The sequence below is a fragment of the Flavobacterium sp. genome (assembly GCF_034111225.1).
Taxonomy (GTDB): domain Bacteria; phylum Bacteroidota; class Bacteroidia; order Flavobacteriales; family Flavobacteriaceae; genus Flavobacterium.
Map to the genome: position 1 here is coordinate 24,881 of NZ_JAWUXR010000004.1, position 17,595 is coordinate 42,475.

General features: G+C 30.7%; 15 protein-coding genes. 9 read left to right on the forward strand and 6 right to left on the reverse strand.

All coding sequences use genetic code 11. The annotated features are described in order from the left end of the window. Positions 1-83: 83 nt before the first annotated feature. The 3 genes from UXY25_RS00905 (at position 84) to UXY25_RS00915 (ending at position 3,286) form a co-directional block, all read left to right on the forward strand. A complete protein-coding gene (locus UXY25_RS00905; protein ID WP_320814111.1) occupies positions 84-2,063 on the forward strand; it encodes a DEAD/DEAH box helicase in 1,980 nt (659 codons plus the stop codon). An 86-nt stretch (positions 2,064-2,149) separates the two neighbouring features. Beyond that, positions 2,150-2,923, forward strand: a complete 774-nt coding sequence (locus tag UXY25_RS00910; RefSeq protein WP_320814112.1) for a carboxypeptidase-like regulatory domain-containing protein — start codon at positions 2,150-2,152, stop codon at positions 2,921-2,923. 42 nt (positions 2,924-2,965) lie between these two features. Continuing rightward, complete coding sequence (locus tag UXY25_RS00915) at positions 2,966-3,286, forward strand: hypothetical protein (RefSeq protein WP_320814113.1); 321 nt, start codon at positions 2,966-2,968, stop codon at positions 3,284-3,286. Positions 3,287-3,346: 60 nt separating this feature from the next. On the opposite strand, the gene UXY25_RS00920 is transcribed toward UXY25_RS00915, so the two are convergent. The 5 genes from UXY25_RS00920 to UXY25_RS00940 all read right to left on the reverse strand — a co-directional run bounded on the left by UXY25_RS00920 (position 3,347) and on the right by UXY25_RS00940 (position 8,857). Further along, entirely contained in the window at positions 3,347-4,006 is a 660-nt protein-coding gene (locus UXY25_RS00920; protein WP_320814114.1) for an RNA methyltransferase, read from the reverse strand. A 30-nt stretch (positions 4,007-4,036) separates the two neighbouring features. After that, positions 4,037-6,256, reverse strand: a complete 2,220-nt coding sequence (locus UXY25_RS00925; RefSeq protein ID WP_320814115.1) for a TonB-dependent receptor — start codon at positions 6,254-6,256, stop codon at positions 4,037-4,039. Between the two features lie 4 nt (positions 6,257-6,260). Further along, entirely contained in the window at positions 6,261-7,562 is a 1,302-nt protein-coding gene (locus tag UXY25_RS00930) for a hypothetical protein (protein ID WP_320814116.1), read from the reverse strand. Positions 7,563-7,637: 75 nt separating this feature from the next. Continuing rightward, complete coding sequence (locus tag UXY25_RS00935) at positions 7,638-8,186, reverse strand: DUF4331 family protein (RefSeq protein WP_320814117.1); 549 nt, start codon at positions 8,184-8,186, stop codon at positions 7,638-7,640. Positions 8,187-8,209: 23 nt separating this feature from the next. Then, complete coding sequence (locus UXY25_RS00940; RefSeq protein ID WP_320814118.1) at positions 8,210-8,857, reverse strand: DUF4331 family protein; 648 nt, start codon at positions 8,855-8,857, stop codon at positions 8,210-8,212. 113 nt (positions 8,858-8,970) lie between these two features. On the opposite strand from UXY25_RS00940, the gene UXY25_RS00945 reads away from it, so the two are divergent. Both UXY25_RS00945 and UXY25_RS00950 read left to right on the forward strand, forming a co-directional pair. After that, positions 8,971-9,501 carry an RNA polymerase sigma factor gene (locus tag UXY25_RS00945; protein ID WP_320814119.1) on the forward strand — a complete coding sequence of 177 codons (531 nt, stop codon included), beginning with the start codon at positions 8,971-8,973 and terminating at the stop codon, positions 9,499-9,501. Further along, positions 9,494-10,276 (forward strand): anti-sigma factor, encoded by a 783-nt coding sequence (locus UXY25_RS00950; RefSeq protein WP_320814120.1) that lies wholly within the window; start codon positions 9,494-9,496, stop codon positions 10,274-10,276. Before UXY25_RS00945 ends, UXY25_RS00950 begins: the two co-directional genes overlap by 8 nt. 416 nt (positions 10,277-10,692) lie before the next feature. On the opposite strand, the gene UXY25_RS00955 is transcribed toward UXY25_RS00950, so the two are convergent. Next, complete coding sequence (locus tag UXY25_RS00955; RefSeq protein WP_320814121.1) at positions 10,693-12,168, reverse strand: hypothetical protein; 1,476 nt, start codon at positions 12,166-12,168, stop codon at positions 10,693-10,695. Between the two features lie 62 nt (positions 12,169-12,230). On the opposite strand from UXY25_RS00955, the gene UXY25_RS00960 reads away from it, so the two are divergent. From UXY25_RS00960 to UXY25_RS00975, 4 genes are all read left to right on the forward strand, one after another. Further along, positions 12,231-12,923 carry an NAD-dependent deacylase gene (locus UXY25_RS00960; RefSeq protein WP_320814122.1) on the forward strand — a complete coding sequence of 231 codons (693 nt, stop codon included), beginning with the start codon at positions 12,231-12,233 and terminating at the stop codon, positions 12,921-12,923. 53 nt (positions 12,924-12,976) lie between these two features. Beyond that, positions 12,977-14,323 carry an adenylosuccinate lyase gene (gene purB / locus UXY25_RS00965; protein ID WP_320814123.1) on the forward strand — a complete coding sequence of 449 codons (1,347 nt, stop codon included), beginning with the start codon at positions 12,977-12,979 and terminating at the stop codon, positions 14,321-14,323. Positions 14,324-14,332: 9 nt separating this feature from the next. Beyond that, on the forward strand, positions 14,333-15,940 hold the full coding sequence (locus UXY25_RS00970) for a tetratricopeptide repeat protein (RefSeq protein WP_320814124.1): 1,608 nt from the start codon (positions 14,333-14,335) through the stop codon (positions 15,938-15,940). Positions 15,941-16,061: 121 nt separating this feature from the next. Further along, positions 16,062-17,486, forward strand: a complete 1,425-nt coding sequence (locus tag UXY25_RS00975; RefSeq protein ID WP_320814125.1) for a T9SS type A sorting domain-containing protein — start codon at positions 16,062-16,064, stop codon at positions 17,484-17,486. Positions 17,487-17,595 lie beyond the last annotated feature (109 nt).

Sequence of the window (17,595 nt, forward strand, 5' to 3'; positions counted from 1 at the left end):
AAGAGTCTGAAAGTGAACATTTTACAAATAATTAGTATATCTAACTAATAATCAGTACATTTGCACCCAATTTAAAATTACACATGAATAAATTTGAACAATTAGGATTAAACGAATCGCTACTGCTGGCGATTAAGGATCTAGGATTTGAAAGTCCGTCGGAAGTACAGGAAAAAGCGATTCCCCTATTATTGGAAAAAGACACAGACATTGTAGCGTTAGCACAGACCGGAACAGGTAAGACAGCAGCGTTTGGTTTTCCAGTTATCCAGTTAGTTGATGCAGAAAACAGAGACACACAAGCATTAATTTTATCGCCTACAAGAGAGTTATGTCTTCAAATAACTAACGAAATTAAGTTGTACTCAAAATACGTAAAGGGACTAAATGTAGTTGCTGTTTACGGTGGAGCAAGTATTACTGATCAAGCAAAAGACATACGTAGAGGAGCACAAATTATCGTTGCTACACCTGGAAGAATGCAAGATATGATTAACCGTGGGATGGTTAACATTAAAAACATCAACTATTGTATCTTAGATGAGGCTGATGAAATGTTGAACATGGGCTTCTATGAAGACATTACAGCAATTTTATCTGACACACCTAAAGAAAAGAACACTTGGTTATTCTCTGCAACAATGCCTCAAGAGGTAGCAAGAATTGCTAAAGAGTTTATGAACAATCCGCAAGAAATTACGGTTGGTCATAAAAACGCAGGAAATCAAAATGTATCACATGAATACTATTTAGTTAGTGCTCGTGATAGATATCCTGCTCTTAAAAGGTTAGCTGATGCAAACCCAGACATTTTCTCAGTAATCTTTTGTAGAACTAAACGTGATACACAAGCTGTTGCTGAAAAATTAGTTGAGGATGGTTATAACGCAGCTGCATTGCATGGAGATTTATCTCAATCGCAACGTGATGGAGTTATGAAATCTTTTAGAGGAAGACAAATTCAAATGCTTGTTGCAACTGATGTTGCTGCTCGTGGAATTGATGTTGACGATATTACACACGTAATTAACTATCAATTACCTGATGAAGTTGAAATTTACACACACCGTTCTGGTAGAACTGGTCGTGCTGGAAAATCGGGTACTTCATTAGTAATTATTACAAAAAGTGAATTACGTAAAATTTCTACTATTGAGAGAATCATTAAAATGAAATTTGAAGAAAAACCAATTCCTTCTGGAATGGAAATTTGTCAAATTCAATTATTCCATTTAGCAAATAGAATTAAAGATGTTGAAATCGATCACGAAATCGACGCTTATTTACCTGCTATTGAAGAAGTTTTAAAAGATCTTCCAAAAGATGAATTGATTAAAAGAATGGTATCTGTTGAATTTAACAGATTTATCGCTTACTACAAGAAGTCTAAAGATTTAAGTTCTCAAGGTTCTAACGAACGTCGTGAGCCTGGAGTTATTCCTTCTAACGGAGCGGTACGTTTCTTTATAAACATTGGATCAAGAGATAATTTTGATTGGATGACTTTAAAAGATTATTTAAGAGATACTCTTGGTTTAGGTCAAGACGACTTATTTAAAGTAGACGTTAAAGAAGGATTCTCTTTCTTTAATACTGATGCAGAATTTGCACCTAAAGTAATGGAAACATTAAATGCTGTTAATATTGACGGTAGAAAAATTAATGTAGAAATTTCTAATAACGACGGTGGTGGAAATAGCGGAAGAAGAGATCATGGCGGAAGAAGCTCTGGCGGAAGAAATTCTGGTGGAGGAAGAAGCTCTGGAGGTGGAAGAAGTTCTGGTGGTTTTAGAGAACGTAGTTCTAGCCCTAGAGGTGAAAGAAGCGACAGAGGAGAAAGAAGTTCTAGCCCTAGAAGTGGTAGCGACAGAAATTTTGCTCCAAGAGAAAGAAGTTCTAGCTCTAGAGACGATAGAGGAGGTTCATCTTCAAGAAGCGAAAGACCAGCAAGAAGAGAAGGAAGCTCTAGCAGTGAAAGACCTGCAAGAAGAAGTTCTTCAAGTTCTTCAAGCGAATCTAACGGTGGATTCTTTGACAAAGCAAAAAGATCAAGAAGAGATTAATACATTTTCGTTAATTTTCTGATAAATATTTAAGAAACTATAAAATATCTCTAATTGATTTGTATTTTTGAATCAATAATTAAAAGATGAGATATTTTATAGTTTTTTTATTTTCCTTATTTACAGTTAGTGCCTTTAGTCAAAAGGACACAATAGTAAGTAAACTTTCTGGTACTGTTTACCACAGTGAAACAAGACTTCCCATGTCTAATGTTCACGTAATTAATACTACAAGAGTCAAAGGAACCACGACTGATGGTGATGGTGCTTTTGAACTTAATGCAACAGTAAACGACACTTTACTTATTTCTTATTTAGGTTTTGAAACTATTAAAATTAAAGTTTCAAATGACTGGGTAAAAAATAAAACTTCAAAAATTTATCTTACCGAAAAAGCATACGCTCTTGAAGAGGTTGTTGTTAGACAATATAATTTAACGGGCTACGTACAAGTAGATACTGAATTAATATACGTTAATGAAAACAACTATAGATATAGCATTTCTGGACTTAATGAAGGCTATGAAGTAGGAGATAAATCTCCTGGAGCAGTGTCAAGAGTATTAGGTGCGATTTTTAATCCGGCTGATTTTTTATATAGTGCTTTTGGAAAACGTCCAAAAGAAATGAAAAAATTGAAGGAAATGAAGAAAGACGATACTATTCGTAATCTTCTTGCTTCAAAATACGATAGAGAAACGCTTGCTGCTTTATTAGAAATTGATAAAGACGATATCCCTTTAATTCTTCAAAACTGTAATTATTCTGAATATTTTATCAAAACCGCAAATGACCTTCAAATTATGGATGCCATAAGTGCTTGTTACGAAGAGTTTAAAATTTTGAATAAGAATAAGTAGATTTGAAACTTATATTACTTAAAACTTATAAATAATCTAAATATGATATTATTTTATTCTTTAGGCTTTATTTTTCTGATTTTGACAGTAATTTATAATTTCGTTTGGAAAGATAGGTTTCGAGATAAAAATAATTTAAAAAAAGATTGGCAAAAATTCTTAAATTCTGAATCATTGAATGATATAAAAGGAATTACCGAAAATGGAGATAAATTAATTTGGAATAAATATCTTTTAAACGAACAACTCGATAAAATAATAGATGTTGTAAATCTAAGAATTACCGAATTTCCAGAATTAAAAAAATTGGAGAACAATGCATTTAATAAGAAACTACATTACAAAAGAACATTGCCTTATTAAATTTAAGCTTAAAAACAAATCAACGATTTAACAAATTACTAAATCCCCAAATAAACAAAATCACACTTTCTTCTCATAAAACTTACTTTCCACAAAAGCAGCGTCTTTTATTGTTTTTCGTGTCCAATCTAAACGTTTTTCGAGTATTTCCTCTTCAGATAATTGCCAATCAATAGTAGAATTACGAAGTCTGTTTGTAATGTCCTGTATAATGATTGCTGCAGAAACAGAAATATTTAAACTTTCGGTAAAACCAACCATTGGAATTTTTAAATAACCGTCGGCATTATTCATTATTTCTTCTGAAAGTCCTTCGTTTTCGGTTCCAAAAAACAATGCAGATGGTTTTGTAATATCAAATTCGTGAATAAGACACGATTCGTTATGTGGCGTTGTTGCAATAATTTGGTACCCTTGAGCACGTAAGTTTTTCACACAAGAAGCAGCGTTTTCATGTTCTTTAATATCTACCCATTTTTGAGCGCCCATGGCAATTTGCTTATCAATAGATTTGCCATACTTTTGTTCAATAACATTTAATTCTTGAATCCCAAAAACCTCACAACTGCGCATTACAGCGCTTGTATTGTGCATTTGAAACACATCTTCCATTGCAATGGTAAAATGTTTGGTTCTATTTTTTAAAACGTCTAAAAAGCGTTGTTTGCGGTTGTCTGAAATAAACCCTTCTAAATATTCTAATAAAGCTTCATTTTTCATAGGTTTCAAAAGTATAAAACCTTTTTGAAGTTAAAAACTATAGGTTACTTTTATTTTAGCAAAAAATGGTGTTCCTGGCGTAAAATGAATTTCTTCAACACTTTGTGATTCATTTTGCAATTGAGATTCGGTTAAAAATTGTGTTTCATTCCATTCTGTATTGAAAAGATTGTTTACTACTACTCCAACTTCAAAATCTTTACTTAATTTATAATTCAACGATAAATCAGATACTAAATAACCTTCTGCAATAACCGAATTATCTTCATTTGCAGCGCGATCACCTATAAAGCGGTAATTTAAATTACCTGAAAAACGTTTGAAATTTTTAAAACTAATTCCACCTGTCGAAGTAAATTCTGGCGCTAAAGGAATATAACCTTGTCCGCTTGGCTCATCAACACTTCTTGCAAAAGCATAATTAGCATCAAAATCTAAAAATAAATACTCATTAAGTTGATATCTCATTCCTAAATCGATTCCTAATCGTCTTGATTTTCCAGAAGGCTCAACAATTCCCGCATCTCCAACATACACAAACTCTTGGTCTGAAAACAAACTCCAAAGTGCAGCGTTTACAATTAAATTAGTATTTGGTTTCCAAACTGTTCCTAAATCAGCTCCAAAAACAGTTGGTAAAATTTCTTTATCTTCTTGTAAAACAACTCTAGTATCGTTTGAATGAAATCCAAAACCAGACTTTAAGAAATACACCACTTTATCGTTTTGAACGTAACTAAAATTTAATTTGGGTAATACTGTAAATTTGGTATTTGAAAGTGTTTCATAACTCATTGCCAATTTATCTTGGTAATTGAATTTAAAATAATCCATTCGTAAAGAAGGATTTATAGTTAATTTATTGAACTGAAATTCAACATTTGTATAACCTGAAAAGTTAGATTCATCAATATCGCCAAGTTGAATATAATTTAAAACCGTATTTCTATTTAAAGTATGAGAAAGTTCAGAATCTTTAGTAGCATTGACTTTTAAACCAATTCCTGTTTGCCATTTTAATTTAAAAGAATCGTAAATTCTTTTTGTAGTATATTCTGAATTAAAACCATACAACGTTCTGTTTTCAAATTGCTTAATCTGATCTCCATTTATTGGATCTTCTAAGAAAAATGTAAAGTTTGAAAACAACGTAAAATCGTATTTTGAGAAATACACGTTTGTTTTCAAATAACTGTTTTCGTCAATTATTTTATCGATTGCAACAGCAAGGTTTGTTCTAGAGGTAAAACCGCCTTCGGTGTCGTCTACAGCGCCAAAACGAGAAATACTTCCATTATTAACCAATCGCATTGGAATTTGTCCAGAAGCATCCCATTTACTTGTAAAATGCGATCCTACGAAACTTAACTTGGTTTGATTTTCCAAAATGGTAGAAAATTTTCCAAAAAGATTAAATCTATTAAAGTTTTGAGGAGAATCAAAAGGACCATCAGTTTCTATGTATTCGGTTGCTATATAAGCATTTGATTTTGTTTTATTTCCCAATAAATCAAAAAGGCCAACTGTTCGCACCGTATTGAATTGGCCAACCTCAACACTTAATTTACTTTCTTCTAACTTATCTTTTGTTTTAAAATCTACATAACCTGCAGTCGCAAAATTTCCTTTTGCTGCATTATATGGACCTTTTCCAAAATCGATGTTATCTACAGTTTCTGGTATAATAAAATGTAAATCGGCATAACCTTGACCATGTGCATGAGAAACCATATTTACTGGAATTCCATCGGCAGTTATAGCAACATCTGTTCCGTGATCGATATCAAAACCCCTTAAAAAAAGTTGCTCTGCTTTACCTCCACCAGCATGTTGGCCAATAAACAAACCTGGGACTTTTCGAAGAATTTCTTGAGAAGAATTTACTGGATTTGTAACCAAATCCATCTTCATTAAAGTTGAGTTTATATTTACATTTGATGAAATCGTAATTTCAGAAAGTTTGAATACTTCTTCTTCTAAAATAATTTTCACTTTTCCATTCAATTCTTCAAACTTAAATTGGGTAGGTTTATAACCTAATTTTGAAATTTTCAAATTTTCATTTAATGCAACCTTTGAAAGTACAAAATTTCCAAACTCATTAGTATGCGTGTGTACATCGCTATTTTCATTGTAGATGTATGCATCGACAATTGGATTACCAAAAACATCTTCTACTTTTCCATTTAAATTTTGGGCATAGGAAGTAACAGACAGTAATAAAACCATCAAAAAATAATAAAGTTTCATTGTATTATAGTCTTTTAATTGAAGTTTCCAAATTTGGACCTAATTCATAAATACTTGCCAATAAATCGGCTTTATTAGAATTTTCTTTGGTCAACTTATTATTTGCTTTTAAAATGGTTTCATTATGAAAAACAATTAACGGCTCGTGCGATTTTCCAATAGTATGTTTTTCAATAATACCTAAGGCTTTGTCAAAATCACCATTATTATAGTAGGCCCAAGCTAATAAATCATATGATTCTGGTGTTGGTCTGTTTTCAATTTCTTTATTAGCAATAATGATTGCTTTATTTGTTTCACCAACTATTTCAGCATAAAGTAAAGCGTTGTACTTATTGTACATATCACCGTAATTATTTTTTTCTAATGAAGCATGATATTCATTAACAGCGTTTCTTTTTTTAGATAAATTTCCTGAAAAATCATAAATATCAGCTTTAAGAAGATATAAATCGGGAACTGAATGTTGTGTTGAAATATAATCTACAATTTGTAATGCTTCTTCAGCATTTCTTTCATGTGAAAAAACAATCCATGCAATACCTTTTAATGCATACATATTACTTCCATCAATTTCTAATGTTTTTAAATAGTAATTATATGAATCTTCAATTCTTCCGGCATGACCGTAAAAATCAGCAATGTTTGAATAAACCCAAACTTTTAAAACTTTACTGTTTGATTGTTCAGCAATTGTTTTAGCAACTTCCATTAATTGAATTGCTTTGTCTAAGTCGCCAATATGATCATTCCATTTTGCAGCTCTAATTAAATAATCAAAGTCTTTAAAATCAAAAATAGCTGTTAGTTTCGTTTTAGCTTCTTCATAATTACCTAATTCCATTTGTACATCAAATAGCATTTTTTCAGTAGCTATTTTGTTTTCGCCTAAATCATAAGCTTTATTTAAGTGCATTAATGCTTCTTTAAAACGATGCTGAGAAATATAATTTTTAGCTATTGCTCTATGAATTCCAACCTTCTCACCTTTTACTCTTTGATTACAATCGACTAATAGTTTTTCTGTTAAATACAATTCCTGAATATTTCCAGTAATTTCAAATTTCTGACTATATAATGATGCCAATGAAATTAAGTATGTATATTGATTAGGGGCTGCATCGTATTTCTTTTGCCAAAAATCAATTTCATTATTTATATTTTTTAAAGATTGATTATCTTTTTCAATAAGATACGATTGATAATCTTCTTTGTTCGTTACTTGTTTTTCAGATTTTGAAGAACAACTAATCACAACAAAGGAAATCAACAAAAGTAAAATCGGTTTTATAAAATAGTTTTTCATGATTTGTTTGTTTAGTTAAAAGAAATTAAAATAATGAGCATCATTTTGATGCTCATTATTTTTAAAGCTAACATCCTACCAAGGAGAAGCTAAATATGGGAAAAATGATAAGAATGGTTTGTCATTTGAGCTTACATTATCTGAAGTTAAACCTGGATTTGAAGTTCCACTTGGTCCACCAAAGATTAAAAGTAACTCCACGTCAATTACATCATCAGCAAGAGCTCTACCTGTTAATACATTTGTTCCGTCAAAAAATGTTGTAGTTCCGCTTGTTGAAACATTTAAAACATCAGTAGCTAAAACTGTAGTAAAAGTTGTTGCATCTAAACCTAATGCATTTGTTGTATATCCTGGGTTTAATGCTAATAATTTTGTTTCGAAAGCCGATTGAAAATTAGCTCCCATTGTTGAAGGTGTTGTAGTATTAAAACTATCTTTATTTCCTGAACTTACAAACACAGTATTAATAGCTGGCCTACCCATTTGATCTTGTTGAGTATAAGTTCCACTAAAATCTACCATTTCTTCTTGTACGGTATTGGTGTCGTCATTATTACATCCTACTGCAAACAAGGCAATAACTAATGATGCAAATAAATTTTTATATTGAGTTGATTTCATAATATTTCTTTTTAAAAATTAAATTATTTTCTTTTTGTTTCTACCCATGTATTCAATGTTCCTGAACCACCAAGCATCGATTTTGGTAACTCTACAACAACCGACATTACATTTGAACCTGCAAAAGTATCAGTACCTGGATTGTTAAAACTTCCAGCATTTCCTGCAATAATTTCTGAATATTGACCAAAGTCAAAAAAGAATGGATCATCTCTTGGTCCTGCAAATAAGTTTGCGCCGTTTTCAACTGAAATTACAGCTGGAGTTCCATATTGACTAATAGTAACGCTTCCTAAAGGATTTGAAGTCATCACTGCACTCGAAGTTCCTGAAGCACTTGGAGCAACTGGTCCAAAGAAATACATTTTACCGTTTCTTGGTATTGCTTGAATTACTAAATCTTCAATGTTGTCTCCATTGTTATCAATATTAAATTCAACCATAACATTTTCGTCAAATGCTGCATCAGCTGTTGCTGTTGGAGAAAGTAAACCTTTAACATTAGCTACAAAAACTAAATTGTTAGTATTTGAACCTTGAAAAGAATAGAAATCTGTAATATCAGAAGTTCCACCTTGAACTGCTGGAGCATCAATATGATCTGCAGCGACTAAAACTAGACCTAACACTCCAAAGAATGATAACCCTAAAAGTAATTTTGATTTTTTCATTTTGTTAGTTTTTAAATGATTTATAACTACAGTTACGAGAATTTTTATTGTTTGGTTTTAAAAAAAGTAAAAAAAGTTTTTTTTTATTATTTTAGTCCTAACTTTACAATCATATGGAACAAGAACTATTAGTAAAAGAATTACTTAAGAAAGACAATAACTCGTTTACCTTATTATATGACAACTATTCAAAAAGTTTATATGGTGTCATTTATAATCTTATAAGAAATAAGGAAGAAGCAGAAGATGTACTACAAGAAGTATTCGTGAAAATTTGGAGCAATATCGATTCATATAATGAATCAAAAGGACGTTTATATACTTGGATGCTTAACATCGCTCGTAATACAACTATTGATAAGTTACGGTCTAAAGGCTATAATAACAGTCAAAAAAACCTTACGGTAGATAATTTCGTATATATGTTAGAAGACAATTCAAAAACTATGAATCGAATTGATGCTATTGGTATTAAAAGATTCATTAATAAATTGAAACCAAAATGTATTCAAATTATTGAATTGTTGTTTTTTCAAGGTTACACACAACAAGAGACTTCTGAGGAATTAGAAATCCCTTTAGGAACCGTGAAAACAAACAATAGAAATTGTATGAATGAATTAAGACTGATGATCAATGAATAGTAGAGAATACATAGAGTCTGGGATACTAGAACTGTTTGTTTTTGGTAAACTTACCAAAGCAGAAAATAATGAAGTGCTTGAAATGGCTAAGCATAATCCTGAAGTTCAGGAAGAAATTAATGCTATTGAAAGTGCAATTATGAACCTTTCACAAAGTGTTGCGCCACATTTATCTGCAACAAATTATGAAAAAATTAGAGCTAAGCTTTTAGAAAAAAATAAAGTAATACAATTACAACCGCGTAAAAACTATTCACAATACATGGGATGGGCAGCAGCAGCAGTATTTGTATTAGGCTTTGGAATGCAGTTTTATAAACTGAATCAATCTAATGAAACAATAAATAAACTAGCTACTGAAAAAACAATAATGCAAGAGTCTATTGTTGATTTAGAGTTGAAAAAACAGGACGCTGAATCTGTTTTAGCAATTGTAAGAGATAATAACAACATTCAAGTAGCTCTTGGCGGACAAGAAGTAGCTCCAAATGCTTTTGCAAAAGCATATTATAATAAAGAAACGAAAGAAGTTTATATAGATGCATCTGGTTTACCTGCTCCACCTGAAGGAAAAGTATACCAAGTTTGGGGTTTAAAACTAGACCCATTAACACCAAAAAGCATTGGTTTACTTAATAATTTTACCGCAAGTAACTCAAAACTATTTAAAGTTGATAAGGCTGAAGATGCTGAAGCTTTTGGAATTACTTTGGAGCCAGCAGGTGGAAGTATTTCTCCAACATTAGAACAACTTTATACATTAGGAAAAGTATAAAAACACTTATAAACATTAAAACAAAAAAAACCGCTTATGAAGCGGTTTTTTTTGTTTTATAATGGTCATGTAACTTTTAAAGGAAAACAGGAAAATTAAATATTCTATTATTTACTTCTTCACGTTTTCAAAAATTGACAAAACGGTATAAGTATATTAGTTTTTTTTTAAAGTTTTAAGAGTTTTAAATACAGAAACCTAAAAGAATAATATAAAACGATTTAAAAGACCTTTAATTGGTTATTTAACACAATAAGAAGGTTATTTAACTATAATTCATTTAGTAAGTTATACCTGTCTCTAAAGTAAAGTTTTAATTGTTACAATAATAAATAATACAACTGCAAAATTTAAAAACAAAAAAAAGCCCAAATGACATTAATCATTTGGGCTTTTTAAATATAAATAACTAACCATTATTCGTTAACTTCTTGTTTTACTTCATATTTCACTTCTCTTCCTGAAATAGGCTTTAATCTATTAGGACCAATAGGAAAACGAACACCTACGTGTTTAGAATCTATAGTTCCGTCTTCTTTTAAAGTATCTTTTCTATTTGCAACAACATTCCATGAAAAAGAAACGTTAGAAGTTCCACTTTGTAATTCTTTTACTAAAAACCCTTTTGCTGTTTTTTCAGTTACATATACACCTTTACAATCGCCTTCTAATTGAATAAAAACTTTCATTGGATGTTTTTCACTGACAAAAATGTTTTTTGATAAAACAGCATCTAATTCAATATAAGCAACTCCGTTTATAAGTTTTCCAGTTCCAAAATCTTCAAACAAAATTTCTGGCGTTTCTGTAGCATGAAGAATTCTGTTATTTCCTTCATCATCTTTTACCATTGTAGATACACTTCCACCTCCTAAAACTTTATAAGAAGTACCATTATTACGCGCTCCAACAAAAACATAATCAGAAGTAGAAGTATTTGCATCAAAATACCCTCCATAAGTTACATCTCTTCTTGCAGCTGCACCTGTAAAATAATCAAAATCTTTCCCTGCTATTCTTGCTTGTGGACCATTACTAGTTGTTAGGTTATCATCTTGGTCGTATTCAAAATACGCAGAAAAATAATCGTTACTTCCTGATTTTCCAACACCTCTTACATGTAAACCTGTTGTTCCTTGTCCTGAAAGTCCTACCGATTCTCCTGGAAGTTCAGTAAATGTTGTTCTACCAGCAACTCCTAAAACTCCCATAACAGTATTTGTAGAACTTGAAGCCAAATTAGCACTAATTCCAATAACACCTCTACCTCCATCTGGATCAAGATTTCCACCATCAATAACAAATTGAGTATTATCTACATTTAATGCTCTAATCGTTCTTGGTGAATTATCACTGTAAGCAAATAATCCAATCTGAGTTCCACTTGGAATAATTGTAGTTAGTGTATTTCCTAAAGGGTTAGTTGTATTTCCAATAATAACTTCACCTGTATTTTTAGTAGTCATTCTTAACTGATTGTTGGTCTTAATCTGTAAGTCTCTATTATCTGATGTCCCCAAATAATTAGTTCCAGGGGTTGTTCCTCCGTTACCAATTAAAGACCAATTTTGTAAACTTGGTGTTCCACCAGCAGACTTTAAAGCAGTCCATTCAGTTCCTGACCAATAATAAAACCCCGGAGTAACAGCTGTTGCACCAGCCCCATTCGTATTTGTATTATACACCAATACACCTGTAGCAATAGGTGCTGGACCTACAGGAGCTTGAATAATTGTTGAAGTTAATGCAATACGAGGAATTAATAACCCTCTCGAATTACTTTCAATTTGTAATTCTACTCCGTTTTGAATATTAGTAGTTCCAATTCCTACTTGAGCAAAAAGTGCAATAGAAAAGAAAAGAGTAAATAAAACAGGTAATAGCTTTTTCATAAGTTTAATTTTTAGTTATATTTAATATCTACGAAAAAGAGTAACCTTTGGTTTTAATAAGTATGAAAAAAATTACAGTTTTAAGCGGTGCAGGAATAAGTGCCGAAAGTGGCATTAAAACATTTAGAGATGCCGACGGACTTTGGGAAGGTCATGATATCATGGAAGTAGCCTCTCCTATTGGTTTCGTTAAAAATCCTGAACTGGTTTTAGATTTCTATAACAAACGAAGAGCACAACTTTTAGAAGTGCAACCTAATTTAGCACATGAAATTTTAGCCGAATTGGAACAAAATTTTGAAGTACATATTATCACGCAAAATGTAGATGATTTACACGAAAGAGCTGGCAGTACAAATGTTATTCACTTGCATGGCGAATTATTAAAAGTAAAAAGCGTTTATAACGAACAAATTATTTTAGATTGGAAAAAAGATTTGTTTTTAGGCGATGTTGATAAATTTGGTAATCAATTACGACCTCATATTGTTTGGTTTGGCGAAGAAGTTCCGGCTATGGACAAAGCATTAGAAATAGTAGAGCAGACTGATATTTTAATCGTAATTGGAACTTCTTTACAAGTATATCCTGCTGCAGGATTAATCAATTATGTAAACCAAAATATTCCTGTTTTTTATATTGACCCAAAACCTGCAACAATTTACGATTTACCAAATCCGCTTGAAATTATGCCATTTTCTGCAACGGAAGGAATGAAAATTTTAAAGGAAAAACTTCTAAATTCTAACTTCTAAATTCTAACTTCTGTGTATATTTGCACTTCGTTAAAAAACAACAACACAACAAAATGCAACACTTATCCGAATTAAATGCCATTTCGCCTATTGACGGTCGATACAGAAACAAAACTCAAAATTTAGCGCCTTATTTTTCAGAAGAAGCTCTTATAAAATATAGAGTTTTAATTGAAGTAGAATACTTTATTGCTTTATGCGAATTGCCTTTACCACAACTTTCTGGTGTAGATAAAGCTGTATTTCCTGCTTTAAGAGCGATGTACGAGAACTTTTCTACAGAAGATGCACTTTGGATTAAAGAAACAGAAAAAACGACTAATCACGATGTTAAAGCGGTGGAATACTTCATTAAGAGTAAATTTGACGCATTAGGATTAGAACCATATAAAGAATTTATCCATTTTGGATTAACTTCTCAAGATATTAACAATACAGCAATTCCGCTTTCTACAAAAGAAGCGTTTGAAAATGTATACATGCCTTCTTTAATTTCGGTTATTCAGAAATTAAAAGAATTAAGCGTAGAATGGAAAGATATTCCATTATTAGCAAGAACGCATGGACAACCGGCCTCTCCTACTCGTTTAGGAAAAGAAATTTTAGTTTTTGTAGAACGTTTAGAAGAGCAAATGCGTTTGTTATTCAATGTTCCGTTTGCAGCTAAATTTGGTGGTGCAACCGGAAATTACAACGCACACAAAGTAGCGTATCCAAATAACGATTGGAAAGCATTTGGTTCTAAATTTGTTGAAGATATTTTAGGATTACACCATTCGTTTCCAACGACACAAATTGAACATTACGATCATTTTGCAGCATTTTTTGATGCTTTAAAACGCATTAATACCATTTTAATTGATTTAGATAGAGATGTTTGGACGTATGTTTCAATGGAATATTTCAAGCAAAAAATTAAAGCAGGAGAAATTGGTTCTTCGGCAATGCCACATAAAGTAAACCCAATTGATTTTGAAAATAGTGAAGGAAATTTAGGAATTGCGAATGCTATTTTCGAGCACCTTTCTGCTAAATTGCCTATTTCTCGTTTACAGCGTGATTTAACGGATAGTACGGTTTTACGTAATATTGGAGTTCCTTTCGGACATACTATTATTGCTTTTGAAGCAACGCTTAAAGGTTTGAATAAATTAGTATTAAACGAACCAAAATTTGCGGAAGATTTAGAGAAAAACTGGGCGGTTGTTGCCGAAGCTATTCAAACAATTTTACGTCGTGAAGGTTATCCAAACCCTTACGAAGCATTGAAGGATTTAACGAGAACCAACACGGTTATCAACAAAGAATCTATTCATGCTTTTATTGGTACTTTAGATGTTTCTGACGAAATTAAAAATGAATTAAAACAAATTACTCCTAGCAATTATTTAGGGATATAATTAAGTCTTATGAATTCAAATAGTTTTTTCAAGTGCCTAATTCTTTTTATTTTATTTACAACAAATTTTGTTGCACAGACTAATACAAAAGAATTAAAGACCATTTGGGAAAATACTAAAAATGCTGATTCAATACGATTTAATGCGCTCGCACAATATTATAAAATAAATAACCAAGCACAACCAGACTCTACTTTGGTTGTGCTTGATTATTATTACAAATTAGCTAAAGATAAAAATTCTATCAAAGAATTATTTAATGTTGCTAATGATCGAGGTGGAATTTATAGATTCAAAGGTGAATCTGATTTAGCTATGAAATTTTATAAAGAGGCTGAAAAACTTACAATTAAACTAAACGATTTTGATTTAAAAGCTACTATTTTAGGTAACATAGGTAATGTTTATATCAATAAAAAAGATTATCAACAAGCCACAGAATATTTCTCAAAATCCTTGAAAATTTATCAAAAAACTAATAATAAAAAGGGAGAATCTCATATGTTAACGAGTTTAGGAAGTGTTTTCCTAATTATTCAAAATTATGATGTAGCATTAGATTATTATAAAAAGGCACTTTCTATTGTAAAAAACACTAATGTTGAAGAAAGAAGAATTGCTGTTATTTATGTAAATATTGGTTGGACAAATTTCGAAAAAAAACAATTTGAACAAGCTAAGTTATATTATGAAAAGGCATTAAAAATACTTGAAGTAACCAATGATAAATTTTTCCTAGTTAATTGTTATGCTACTTTAGCAAATATTAACCTTGAACTAAACGAATTAGAAAAAGCAAATAAATATGCTTTAAAAAACTTGACTTTAAGTAAAGAACTTAATATGGACAGTTATGTTATTAATGGTGAAATTATATTAGCAAAATTAGCTTTTAAAAAGAATGAATTTAAAGAAGCTACTGAAAAAGCTGAAAAAATATTAGAAAATTTAGATTCAAATGCAAGTGTTGAACTAAAAAAGGAACTTTACGATTTACTTTATAAATGCTACAAAGAAAATAAAAATTCCAAAAAATCCTTGGAAATGTTTGAGCAATTCACTATTTATAGAGATAGTATTCAATTAGAAAAAAATAACTTTGCTGTTATTAGAGCAGCAGTTAAAAATGAATATGATGTAAAACTTTATGAAAATAAATTAAATAATGAAAAGGCACAAGCTAATCTAAAACTAAAACAATTAAAAAATACCTTTTATATTATTTTTGGTTCAGTTATTTTAATTTTTTGTACAATATTCTATTTTAGAAGAAAGATCAAAAAAGACCGACTAAAAAGAGAAGAATTACTTCATGAAATCAATCGTCTAAAAACTATTGAAACTTCTTCAATAGTTTCAAATTCAAATCCATTCGAATTAAATAAATCGAAGATTGAAAGTGCTATTTCTCAAAAACTTAATGAAACAGATTGGAATGTTTTAACTATTTTATTAGCTGATCCAGTAATTTCTAACAAAGATATTGCCGAAAAAGCTTTTATGAGTATAGACGGAATTGGTTCAAGCCTAAGAAGAATGTATCAATACTTTGATATTAAAGAATCTAAATACAAAAAAATTTCGCTTCTAATGGAAGCTATAAAACTTTCTAAATAATTTATTTTTAGACTTTTAATCATATTTAATATCAATTTCACGTTTGTACGTGAAGCATATAATAATGTAATTTGTGAAATTTGTTCTAGAAAATTAAATTTAATTACTTAAAATTTTAGCTATGAAAAAATTATACTTTTTACTTCTAGTAATATTTACATTGGCAAGCAGTAATGCACAAACTATAAACATGGAATTAGTATCACCTACAGTTCCATTTTATGAAGCAGATTTAGGTTCTGTTGCCTTTGGAGATTATGACAACGATGGCGACCAAGATTTGATTACCATTGGAAAAGGTGGACCAGTTAAAACAGTTTTATACTCCAATAATGGTTCGGGTGTTTTTACAGAAGTATTAGGAATGCCTTTTACCAATGTATTTTATGGAAAAGTCGCTTTTGAAGATGTAAATAATGATGGCTTCAAAGACTTATTTATAACGGGCAGTACCAGTTCGCCAACTAGAACTGCAAAACTATACTTTAATAATGGAATAGGTGGTTTTACTGAAGCAACCGGAACTCCATTTGAACCAAACAGTACCGGAGATTTTGAATTTGCAGATATCGATAATGATGGAGATAAAGACCTTTTAATGACAGGCACAAACACAAGTGATTTATCTTTTACAAAATTATATACTAACAATGGATTAGGAATATTTTCTCTAGTTTCTGGAACAACTTTTGAACCCGTAAGAGAAAGTTCAATTGCTTTTTTTGACATGGATAATGATGGAGATAAAGATGTTATCATTTCTGGAAAAAACAACAGTAATGCCCGCTTAACCAAATTATACTCTAACAATGGTAGTGGATTATTTACTTTGGTTGCAAACACAACTTTTGATGCAGTTTCATTAAGTGGTATTTCTGCTGGAGATTCTGACAACGATGGTGATATAGATATACTGATAACTGGTCAATCTGATAGTGGTTATATTTCAAAACTGTATCTAAATAATGGCGCAGGAATGTTTTCAGTTCTATCAGGAACTCCTTTTGAAGGTGTTTTCATTAGTACTGCTAATTTTGCCGATTTTGATAATGATGGTGACAAAGATATTTTTATTGCTGGAGCAAGAATTGGAAATCCTTCTGCGATGGCTGGCATTTATCAAAATCAGGGTAACAATACGTTTGTTCTATCCAATTCTTTAATTGCAACCTATCAAGCAAGAGTAGGAATTGCAGATATAGATAATGATGGAGATTTAGATTTATTTTTATCAGGAACTCATTTTGAAGGTGGTGTTAGAGTACCTAAACTTTATAGAAATACAACTATTTTGAGTACAACAAATTTTGATACCAATAATTTGACTACTTTTTATCCAAATCCTACAAACGATATTGTAAATTTTTCTTCAACTAATACTATCGAAAATATAACTGTTTACAATTTATTAGGACAAGTAGTATTATCTAAAGAAATCAATTCTAATGAATTCATTTTAGATATTACCAACAAACCTTCAGGAACTTATATTGCTAAAGTTAGTTCTAATGGAAAAACGGAGTCTTTAAAATTGGTTAAAATATAGAAAATAAGTTTTTTTAATATATTTGAAAATCCATTAATTAATAATGGATTTTTTTTTAACATCTCATTAACAACTGGCACAAAATTTGATTCCATACAAAAAACATCTT